General features: G+C 47.1%; 9 protein-coding genes and 1 pseudogene. 3 read left to right on the top strand and 7 right to left on the bottom strand.

Features of this window, described 5'->3' with window-relative positions; all coding sequences use genetic code 11:
- Positions 1-4: 4 nt before the first annotated feature.
- Positions 5-712, bottom strand: a complete 708-nt coding sequence (locus QUW60_RS13645) for a DUF3307 domain-containing protein (protein ID WP_258338338.1) — start codon at positions 710-712, stop codon at positions 5-7.
- A complete protein-coding gene (locus QUW60_RS13640; protein ID WP_118496854.1) occupies positions 709-1,368 on the bottom strand; it encodes a helix-turn-helix transcriptional regulator in 660 nt (219 codons plus the stop codon). Before QUW60_RS13640 ends, QUW60_RS13645 begins: the two co-directional genes overlap by 4 nt.
- Positions 1,369-1,681: 313 nt before the next feature.
- Here QUW60_RS13640 and QUW60_RS13635 point away from each other — a divergent pair, with 313 nt between their 5' ends.
- Positions 1,682-2,146: a cysteine peptidase family C39 domain-containing protein gene (locus QUW60_RS13635; protein WP_289561144.1), complete on the top strand. Its 465-nt coding sequence runs from the start codon at positions 1,682-1,684 to the stop codon at positions 2,144-2,146.
- Positions 2,147-2,381: 235 nt separating this feature from the next.
- Here the strand turns inward: QUW60_RS13635 and QUW60_RS13630 are convergent.
- From QUW60_RS13630 to QUW60_RS13615, 4 genes and pseudogenes are all read right to left on the bottom strand, one after another.
- A pseudogene (locus QUW60_RS13630) lies at positions 2,382-2,548 on the bottom strand (transposase); the annotation flags it as partial.
- 389 nt (positions 2,549-2,937) lie between these two features.
- The gene (locus QUW60_RS13625) at positions 2,938-4,122 is read right to left on the bottom strand and encodes a class I SAM-dependent rRNA methyltransferase (RefSeq protein ID WP_258338335.1); all 1,185 of its coding nucleotides are present in this window, start codon (positions 4,120-4,122) and stop codon (positions 2,938-2,940) included.
- A gap of 13 nt (positions 4,123-4,135) precedes the next feature.
- Positions 4,136-4,735 carry a 3'-5' exonuclease gene (locus tag QUW60_RS13620; protein ID WP_258338334.1) on the bottom strand — a complete coding sequence of 200 codons (600 nt, stop codon included), beginning with the start codon at positions 4,733-4,735 and terminating at the stop codon, positions 4,136-4,138.
- 15 nt (positions 4,736-4,750) lie between these two features.
- On the bottom strand, positions 4,751-5,368 hold the full coding sequence (locus tag QUW60_RS13615) for a DUF5063 domain-containing protein (protein ID WP_289561135.1): 618 nt from the start codon (positions 5,366-5,368) through the stop codon (positions 4,751-4,753).
- 101 nt (positions 5,369-5,469) lie between these two features.
- On the opposite strand from QUW60_RS13615, the gene QUW60_RS13610 reads away from it, so the two are divergent.
- Positions 5,470-7,989 carry an FtsK/SpoIIIE family DNA translocase gene (locus tag QUW60_RS13610; RefSeq protein WP_434736871.1) on the top strand — a complete coding sequence of 840 codons (2,520 nt, stop codon included), beginning with the start codon at positions 5,470-5,472 and terminating at the stop codon, positions 7,987-7,989.
- A gap of 45 nt (positions 7,990-8,034) precedes the next feature.
- Positions 8,035-8,640 carry an outer membrane lipoprotein periplasmic chaperone LolA1 gene (gene lolA1 / locus QUW60_RS13605; protein WP_289561133.1) on the top strand — a complete coding sequence of 202 codons (606 nt, stop codon included), beginning with the start codon at positions 8,035-8,037 and terminating at the stop codon, positions 8,638-8,640.
- 26 nt (positions 8,641-8,666) lie between these two features.
- Here the strand turns inward: lolA1 and QUW60_RS13600 are convergent, their stop codons facing one another.
- On the bottom strand, positions 8,667-9,446 hold the full coding sequence (locus tag QUW60_RS13600) for a murein L,D-transpeptidase catalytic domain family protein (RefSeq protein ID WP_258338331.1): 780 nt from the start codon (positions 9,444-9,446) through the stop codon (positions 8,667-8,669).
- Positions 9,447-9,487 lie beyond the last annotated feature (41 nt).

Raw genomic sequence — 9,487 nt, 5'->3', positions numbered from 1 at the left:
TAATTCATATCGTATTAAAAAAGTTTTTCACCATTAATCCACATATAGTTGCAATGCCAAAACTCAACAAAGTCCCAGCTAATACATATTCAGTCTTGGCTGTATCTGTTTCTTTAAAACGAAGTAAAGATTTTGCGGCTATTATGAATCCCACTGCTTCATATTGACCGATTAAAACAAATACCAATGTTAGGATTCTTTCTAAATTTCCGATAAGTGCCCCCGCATTTTTCATGCTTTTGCAAGATTCATCTTCTCCTATTTTATATCGTTCCAATATCAGTTTTATAAGAATGTTGGTAGGTTTCAGGCAACATAATATGGCAAACATAAATGCAGGAATGGATATTTGGTCAAGGAAGTCTATGTCTTGAATTGGCAAATAACATTGTGATGCGTATTGATGCGCAATAAAACACAGAATTATGATGTGGGCAATCTGGTCTATTAAAAATACCCACAGTCCTTTGTGCATAAATGATTTTACCGCATCAATCATCAAATGTGTTACAAATATGAGCAACGCATAAACCCCAAAATCAACTGTTGGAACAAATGCCCATGAAAGCAGTCCTATGATTATGGAATGAACATACAAAAAAAGGCTTTTAAGTCTTGATTCTTCTTTCCTCTTGCAGTATTTATCGCTTTGCAGATAGAAATCTCCAATCACATGAGCCATCAACAGGCTTAATAATAACCAGCTATTCATGCGTTTTCAAAATTTAGTTGTTCAAAGTAATTTAATGCCTCCTCTATACAATACCATTTAGCAGAAGTCGAGTGCTGGTTTATTCCAGACTGCTTTACACCTAATATATCTGCTATTTCTTGCTCGCTTTTAGACAAAAGTTTATAATAAATGACTTCACTCTGCCGCTTTGTAGCATTATTGAGCAAGGCATCGGTCAGCATACCAACAGTCTGTAATGCCGGTTTTAGTTGCATATCAGCAGGTTCAATAAGGAATGTACCATTTTTGTTTGGAGTCCCCATTCCGCTTAATGTCCGTCCCGATAAATAGATCGCCTCTCCATCCATTATGCCGTGTTCCTTATCAACAATACGCATATTACCTATTCCCATAGCTATACGGATTCCGTATGCTTGGAACAGTTTTTTCTTTTTCGGTTCTGCAATAGGAAAAGACTTAATGCAACTCTTAATAATAAGAGCAACTCTGAAGCCGTCCTTAGCTGAAGGCAACAGGCACTCTATGTAATCTCCCTTTATTAACCTGCCCCAAAATCCGGGAAATCTCTTTTCGAGGACAGAAAATAAATCTTCTATCCTTTGCTTCAAAGCAATGGTTTCTTCAATACACAAAGATGTGGACGAAACTATATCGGCAGAAATGGTTGCATACATAGATTGAATCCGTTTAATTACTGTTCAATGCAAAGGTATAAATAATATCTCTACCGACCAAAATATTATAAGTTAATTGACTTATAAAATGGAGAAATAAGTGATTTAGCTTATTACAATACATTATAAGTTCTAAGTCTTATCTTGCCTGACTTATATTTCTGACTTTCCTATTTTGAAAAACATGCCACTTATGTGATAGGACATGTGATAAGAGTAAGATGAAATAGCGATACTAAAATGGTACTAAATCATACATCACTCGTTATAATACAATGATATAATACAAAATATCAATGCTTTATAAAATTACATATATTGTGGCCCAGCATGTTTACAAATGATAGCTGCTTTTTATGGGAAATATTATTCCCTCAATATTTTACGAGAGAAATGTTACATTTCCAAAAATGGAGTTTCTTTATTAGGTATCAGTGAAGCAGCTGAAAAAATAGGATTTCATACCCAAGGTATTAAATTCAATGTGAAACAGTTAATAAATGAATTCTCTTCTCCATGTATTTTACACTGGAATCAGAAACATTTTGTCGTACTCTATAAGATAAAAAGGAAAAAAGGAGTTTATTATTTCTATATAGCAGACCCTGTCGGAAAGGAAATCACATATCCAGAAGATGAATTTTCCAAGTATTGGTGTAGCTTCACAGAAAGAGATACAAGAATGGGAGTATTATTAAGTATCGCTCCTTCTTCTTCTTTCTATCAACAAATAGAAGCATGTAATAAGCCAGAACATAATTTATTATTTTTATTTTAAACCAAAATCAAGCGAATTTACTATATATGGGAATAAAAAAATCTAAAGTTACGATAATAACAGAAAACATTTTTCTTGGAAATATAATCTTAAATTCTTTTAAAAGTTTATTTTAGGAAACATATGAAACCTAAGAAAAATTACTGAGACCGATGCCCACACAAATATGCCAAAAGTAAATCAACGTGAATTCGATATAATTCAAAACATAGTAAGTTGTCCGTCCTTGACAAAAGTCTATGGCGAGTTTCTTCTCAAAGAAACAGTACGCTGCTATGGCGGAAAGCGAATTGCAATGAAGTTGTTGAAGGAGCGGTGCCTGGAGTGTTCAATTTGGGCAATATTCTTCAGCTCGTCATTGACCGTTTCAATTAAAGCGCGTTTTCTCAGCAGGATTTTGTCCGCATCGCCCATCCGATTCGGCTTGTTCCGATGCTTATGGCTCCTGTCTTCAACCATGCATTTTTCCTATACTTTGGCAAATTCCTTGCAAAAGTCATCCGCCATACAATGAAATTCCGTAACTTTAGGCTCTGAGAACATAGTGGTAATCGCTTAAAAGCTACAATTGATCACTATAAATTTAATACACTTATCGCTATGTTCTTGATTTTCTAATGAATAATTTTATTCCTTATATCGAACTCACGTTAAATTCATAAAATAAAATCATCTGAGCAAACCAGAAGAAAAGTCCGGAAAACCCGAATCTGAAAAGCAGAGAGAGGCTGTCTCAAATCTTATTTTGAGTTCAGCCTCTCTCTTTTTTATGTTTCAGTTCAGCGCCTGCCCTACTCTACATACAGCACAAGTCCCTTGAGGTATTCCCCTTCGGGATGATAGATATTTACCGGATGATCGGGAGCCTGGGTCAGCTGATGAAGAATCCGCACGCTGCGGCCTGTCTGCGCGGCAGCCGTAAACACAGCACTCCGGAAATCCTGCTTGCTCACCACCTGCGAACAGGAGAAAGTAAAAAGAATGCCGCCGGAACGGATCTTCTCGAGTGCCTTGGCATTCAGTTTGGTGTAGCCCCGGAGCGCATTGCGCAGCGCGTCACGGTGTTTGGCAAACGCAGGGGGATCGAGAATAATGAGATCATACTGATCGCCCATGCGGTCGAGAAACTTGAAGGCATCTTCTGCAAAAGCCTGGTGGCGGCTGTCGCCCGGGAAATTCAGTTCAACGTTCTGGCGGGTAAGGTCGATCGCCTTGGCAGAACTGTCGACCGAATGAACCAGCTTCGCCCCCCCGCGCATGGCATAAAACGAGAAGCCTCCGGTGTAGCAGAACATGTTGAGCACCGAACGCCCGCGGGAATAGCGTTCAAGCAGGGCGCGGTTGTCCCTCTGGTCGACAAAGAATCCGGTCTTCTGCCCTTTCAGCCAGTCGACATGAAACTTCATTCCGTTTTCCATCGCCACATTCTCCTGGCATCCGCCTTTCAGGAAACCGTTTTCAGTTCCTACCAGATCGGCCTTGTAAGGCAATGTGGTTTCCGACTTATAATAAATGTTCTGTATGACATCTCCCATCACCCGGTCGATGGCCTCTGCCACTTTCATGCGGTCGAGGTGCATGCCTGCCGAATGCGCCTGCATGACAGCCGTATGGCCATAGACATCGACAATGAGTCCGGGAAGGTTGTCGCCTTCACCGTGCACCAGGCGGTAAGTGTCGTTCAGCGGATCGCCTGCCAGTCCCAACGCACGCCGCAAATCATAAGCCGCCTGCAGCCTGCGCACCCAGAACGCCTGGTCGACCGGCTCTTCCTGCCTGAATGTAAGCACGCGGACAGCGATGCTTCCCACCTGGTAATGGCCGCGGGCCACAAACTCTTTCCGTGAAGTATAGACATCTACCACTTCACCTTCTTCCGGCTCCCCCTCTATGCGGGCTATGGCGCCGGAAAACACCCACGGATGGAAACGCTTGAGCGATTCCTCCTTGCCGGGTTTCAAATAAACGATATACATAAACTTGATTTTTCTAGATTTCTTTCTTTCCTTTCAATTCTTCCAGAAACTGAAAGATACGCACACACGCCCAGGCATCGGTAGCCGCATAAGCCTTCTGCCCTTCGGAAAGCACATCCGCCTCCCAGTTTGACAAACGCTGGTTCTTTGAAATCTTTTCGCCGAAAAGCAGGGCGTAAATCTTCTGCAGGCTCTTTTCCTGAATGCCGAAATGAGATACATAATCCTGAAGCTCCACCCAGTTCCCCACGCGCGGGTCCTTCTTGTTACGCCTGCGCAGCATCAGAAAATCATCCTTGAGCGAAAGCCCCACCTTCAGCACGTCATTCTGCAGGAAATCCTCCAGAAAATCCGGCAGTCCGATCACGTTAAGACGGAAAAGGAAGCACACGTCGGCAGTAGAAAGCTGCAGAAGCGCAACCTTGAAGCTTTGGCCCTTGCGGAAAGAAGGGCGCGTTTCGGTATCAACCCCCACCAGCACATGTGTATTCAGGTAATCGACCGCACGTCGGGCGGCATCCTCTGTATCTATTACGAAAATCCTGCCGGGAAAGGTCACCTTAGGCAGTGCGGATATTGTCTGTTTGTCAATTGTTTTCGGAAAATCTGTCATTTTCAAAGCAACTTTTTATTCATCGTCCCCCATCTCAAGCCCCTCATACAACTCTTCTTCTGTAATTTTCTCACCAAAAATATCATTCTCATCCTCTTCTGCCTCTCCGGCTGCCAACTGGCGGTATCTGACATCGTGAAGGGCACGCATGACATTGAGCAGCCTTTGCCCCCAAAATTCGGCAAACTGCTCGCGGCAGACTGCCAGCGCGTCATTCATCGTCCGGTCAAGTCCCAGCTGAAAAACGCAGATGAAATCCTTGAGCGACTGGTAAATGTCGGCCATTCCCTCTGAAACGGTCTGGCGGATAGGCGTGTCGCTGTATACCATATCATCCAGAAAGACATCCAGATAGTCGTCATACTCGGCCAAAAGAGCGCTGACCGACGAACGGACCAGCTCATAATCTCCTTCCGTAACAAATGTTTCAGGATCTGCTTCATCAAGACGGACACACTCGGGCAGCAAAGAAGCCTTCAGATACAGCAACGGCAACAGCTTGAGCGACGTATCGACAAACGCCTTTCGTTTCTTTTCGGAAACCCGTTCCAGAAATCCGCAGAACTCTGCGGATACAGTCACAAACTCCACCGTATTTCTGTCAAATATAGCTCGCGCATCATTATCTTTCATACTCTCTTTCCAATTGAACTGCAAAGGTACAAAAAAAATTTCTCAGTTCTACTTTTATTCGTACATTTGCACTGCACAAATGAAATAAAGCATATTCAATCATGAAAAAGGCAGATAACAAAACGTCAAAAAATACGGAAAAGACGGGACAGAAGAAAGTGATAATGGCGAAAACAGTCACCGCGCTGAAAAGTGAAACGGCCCATTTCATCATCGGGCTGTTCTGCGTGATATTCGGCGTATACCTCGTGCTGGCCTTCTGCTCGTTCTTCTTTACCGGAGGAAACGACCAGAGCATCCTTGACCACCCGAACCACGGAGAGCTGCTGAGCACGAACAACCACATACAGAACTATGCAGGAGCGAAAGGAGCGCAGGCGGCAGAATTTCTGATAAACGACTGTTTCGGGATTCCGGCTTTCCTGATCATCGTGTTTCTCGTCATAGCGGGCATGAAACTGATGAAAGCCTACAACTTTAACCTGACGCGCTGGTTTCTGGGATGTATGGTAACTATGATCTGGTGTTCGGTGACGCTGGCATTCATCTTCGGAAAGACGTTCAGCGATTCGTTCATCTATCCGGGCGGGCTCCACGGGTATAACTCCTGCCTCTGGATCCAGTCGCAGATCGGAGCGCCGGGACTGATTCTCCTGCTCATCACCACAGCCGTGCTTTTCAGCATCGCACTGAGCAAGAAGACGATTTTCGTGGTGCGGAAGGCACTGCATCCGTCGCTGAAGAAAAACAAGGAGGAAGTGACGCAGAAGGAGGAACGGGCTTTCACGCCATACAATGCACAGCCTGAAATGACCGCGCAGGCGGAAGCGGCAGACGAAAGCGAAGAGGACAGCGAACCGGCCCCTGCCATCGAACTGCCTGTCAGCGCAAGTCCTGAAGAGAAGGAACAGCCGCTTGAAATAGAGCCTGCCGCAGAGGAAGACTTCGCGGAAACAGACTATGCAACGGAGGGAAACGCTGAAGGGGACGAAGAGAACGGCGGCGAAGAGGAAGAAGATGCAGACAAAGGCGAAGAAAAGGAACCGGTCTTTGAGGTGAGCAGCGAAACGAAGGAGGAGGACAAGGAATACCGGGGGAAAATAGACCAGCCCTACAACCCGCGTCTGGATCTGGAATACTACCAGTTCCCTACAATCGACCTGCTGCACAACGATTTCGACGACAATACGCCGACAATCGACATGGAGGAGCAGACGGCCAACAAAGACCGCATCATCAAAGTGCTGAGAAGTTTCGGTATCGAAATCAGCTCGATCAAAGCCAGCGTGGGACCGACCGTAACGCTGTATGAGATCACGCCTGCCGAAGGGGTGAGGATATCCAAGATACGCAACCTGGAGGATGACATCGCACTGAGCCTGTCGGCCTTGGGAATCCGCATCATCGCGCCGATTCCGGGAAAAGGAACCATCGGCATCGAAGTGCCGAACGCCAACCCGCGCATCGTGCACATGCGGTCGATCCTGATGAGCAAGAAATTCCAGGAAACGACTTTCGACCTTCCGGTGGCTTTCGGAAAAACCATCACGAACGAAGTGTTTATGGTGGACCTGGCAAAAGCTCCCCACATGCTGGTGGCAGGTGCTACGGGCCAGGGTAAATCAGTCGGCCTGAACACAATCGTAACCTCGCTGCTCTACAAGAAGCACCCGAGCGAACTGAAATTCGTGATAATCGACCCGAAAAAGGTGGAATTTGCCGTGTACGCGCCTATCGAACGGCACTACCTGGCCAAACTGCCCGACGCGGAAGACGCCATCATCACCGATACATCGAAAGTGGTGCAGACGCTCAACTCGCTGTGTGTGGAAATGGACACGCGATACGGACTGCTGCGCGACGCCGGATGCCGGAATATCAAGGAATACAACAAGAAATTCATCAACAGGCAACTGAATCCGGAAAACGGACATCACTTCCTGCCCTACATCGTGGTCATCATCGATGAGTTCGGCGACCTGATCATGACGGCGGGAAAAGAGGTGGAACTGCCGATCTGCCGTATCGCCCAGCTGGCACGTGCGGTGGGCATCCACGCCATCATCGCTACCCAGCGTCCGACCACAAACATCATCACAGGTACGATCAAGGCGAACTTCCCGGCACGCGTGGCTTTCCGCGTGGCTTCGATGATGGACTCGCGTACCATTCTGGACCGCCCGGGAGCACAGCAGCTGATCGGTAAGGGCGACATGCTGTACCTGCAGGGAAATGACCCGGTGCGCGTGCAGTGTGCGTTCGTCGACACGCCGGAAGTGGAAGACATTGTAGCCTACATCAGCCGGCAGCAGGGCTACCCGACCGCTTTCATGCTTCCTGAAGTGGATGAAAACAGCGGCTCTTCTTCATCCTCCGAGGTAGACATGAACAAGCTTGACCCGCTGTTTGAAGAAGCGGCGCGGCTGCTCATTTACCACCAGCAAGGCTCTACGTCGCTCATCCAACGGAAGTTTTCCATCGGCTACAACCGTGCAGGGCGCATCATGGACCAGCTGGAACATGCGGGCATCGTAGGTCCGACAAACGGAAGCAAAGCGCGCGACGTGCTGTGCGTAGACGAAAACGACCTGCAAATGCGCATGAGCAATCTGAAGAACTGATTGCCGGCCTCCGAAAACAAGAAACAAATTCAATCAGACAAGAACATGCGGAAAAACATTTTACTGGCCGGATTTTTGCTGACATGCCTGGGAGGGTTCGCCCAACATGACGCAAAGGCACGTGCCATACTCGACAAGATGGCAGCGTCCTACCAGCAGGCAGGAGCTGTCAGCATCCGCTTCGGCGGCACCCAGGACGGAACGCTGAAAGTGAAGGGAAACAAGTTTTACCTGAACTGCGGAGGGATAGAAACATGGTTTGACGGAACTACCCAATGGAGCTACGTGAAGCAGAACGACGAAGTGAACGTTTCCGAACCTTCTCCCGAAGAAGTGCAGAGCGTAAACCCTTACGCGCTGGTCAACTCATACAAGCAGGGATTCAACTACCGGTATGCCGGAACAAAATCCCATAAAGGGAAACAGGGAGAGGAAGTGACGCTGACGCCCGAAACGGAACAGGACGTAAAGAGCATCACTATCAACGTGTCGTCCGCCTCGCAGCCGCAATACATCTGCATCACGCTGCAGAACGGAGAAAAGCAGGAATTTTATGTGCAGTCGTACCAGACGAAGCAGAATCTGAACGACTCGGCTTTCCGGTTTGACAGGTCAAAGTATCCGGACGCGGAAATCATCGACCTGAGATAAACCCTGGCCGGACGGAAACGCCCCGGTCAGAGCAGGTCGGAAGGACGCAGGATGGAGCTGTTGGCAAGATAGTCGGGATTCTCGGCATAGATATACATCACGCTCCCGCCCTTGATGGCATCGATGACAGGACGGGCAAGTGCGGTTGGAAGCGCAGGACAGCCGAAGCTTCTGCCCAGACGGCCTCCCTTGGCTACGGAAGGATTGGCATAGGAGGCTCCGTGAACCACAATGGCACGCTCGCGCGCACGGTCGTTGATGCCTTTCTCAAGTCCGTCAAGAAGCAGTGAATAGCCGTTTTTTCCCTGATAGGTTGAAGAGGTAAGATAAAATCCGAGGGAACTTTTATAAGAGCCCACCTTGTTCGAGAATGAACGCGCATAGTTTTCCCCGCTGTTCTTTCCGTGCGAAACGACAGAAGAATAAAGCATCCTGCGGTGTTTCATGTCAAACACATACAGACGCTCTTCGGTGGAAGGTTTCGAGAAGTCGATCAGTGTAAGAACCTCGCGTTTCTTCCCCGCGATCTTGTTGTATCCGGCCACCGCCTGACGGAAGGCCTTCCAATTGACTACCCCTTCAAGCTGCATGGAACGGTAAAGACGGACAATCTCATTCTTTTCGGCTTTCGCGTCCGTAACGGAAACCTCTGAGCGCAACACACCCGTACCGACATAGGCACATGGAAGAACAAGCAGCAAAGCGGAAAACAAAATCCTCCGCGCAGCACAGCCCCAACCGGAGCGGCGCTGAAAACAGTTCATCAGATAAGACATGAAACGAAAAATCCGGTAATTCGGGTGCAAAGTTACAAGTTTTTTTTACATACCGCACTAATTTTCAGAAA

This window comes from Bacteroides gallinaceum, from assembly GCF_030373775.1.
Lineage (GTDB): Bacteria > Bacteroidota > Bacteroidia > Bacteroidales > Bacteroidaceae > Phocaeicola > Phocaeicola excrementipullorum.
Note: the sequence above shows the minus strand (reverse complement) of the source record. Positions and strands in the feature narration are given on the sequence as shown.

Coding starts and splice junctions, on each gene's coding strand:
- QUW60_RS13645 (WP_258338338.1), bottom strand. CDS start 712: ATGAATAGCTGGTTATTATTAAGCCTGTTGATGGCTCATGTGATTGGA.
- QUW60_RS13640 (WP_118496854.1), bottom strand. CDS start 1,368: ATGTATGCAACCATTTCTGCCGATATAGTTTCGTCCACATCTTTGTGT.
- QUW60_RS13625 (WP_258338335.1), bottom strand. CDS start 4,122: ATGTATATCGTTTATTTGAAACCCGGCAAGGAGGAATCGCTCAAGCGT.
- QUW60_RS13620 (WP_258338334.1), bottom strand. CDS start 4,735: ATGACAGATTTTCCGAAAACAATTGACAAACAGACAATATCCGCACTG.
- QUW60_RS13615 (WP_289561135.1), bottom strand. CDS start 5,368: ATGAAAGATAATGATGCGCGAGCTATATTTGACAGAAATACGGTGGAG.
- QUW60_RS13610 (WP_434736871.1), top strand. CDS start 5,470: ATGAAAAAGGCAGATAACAAAACGTCAAAAAATACGGAAAAGACGGGA.
- lolA1 (WP_289561133.1), top strand. CDS start 8,035: ATGCGGAAAAACATTTTACTGGCCGGATTTTTGCTGACATGCCTGGGA.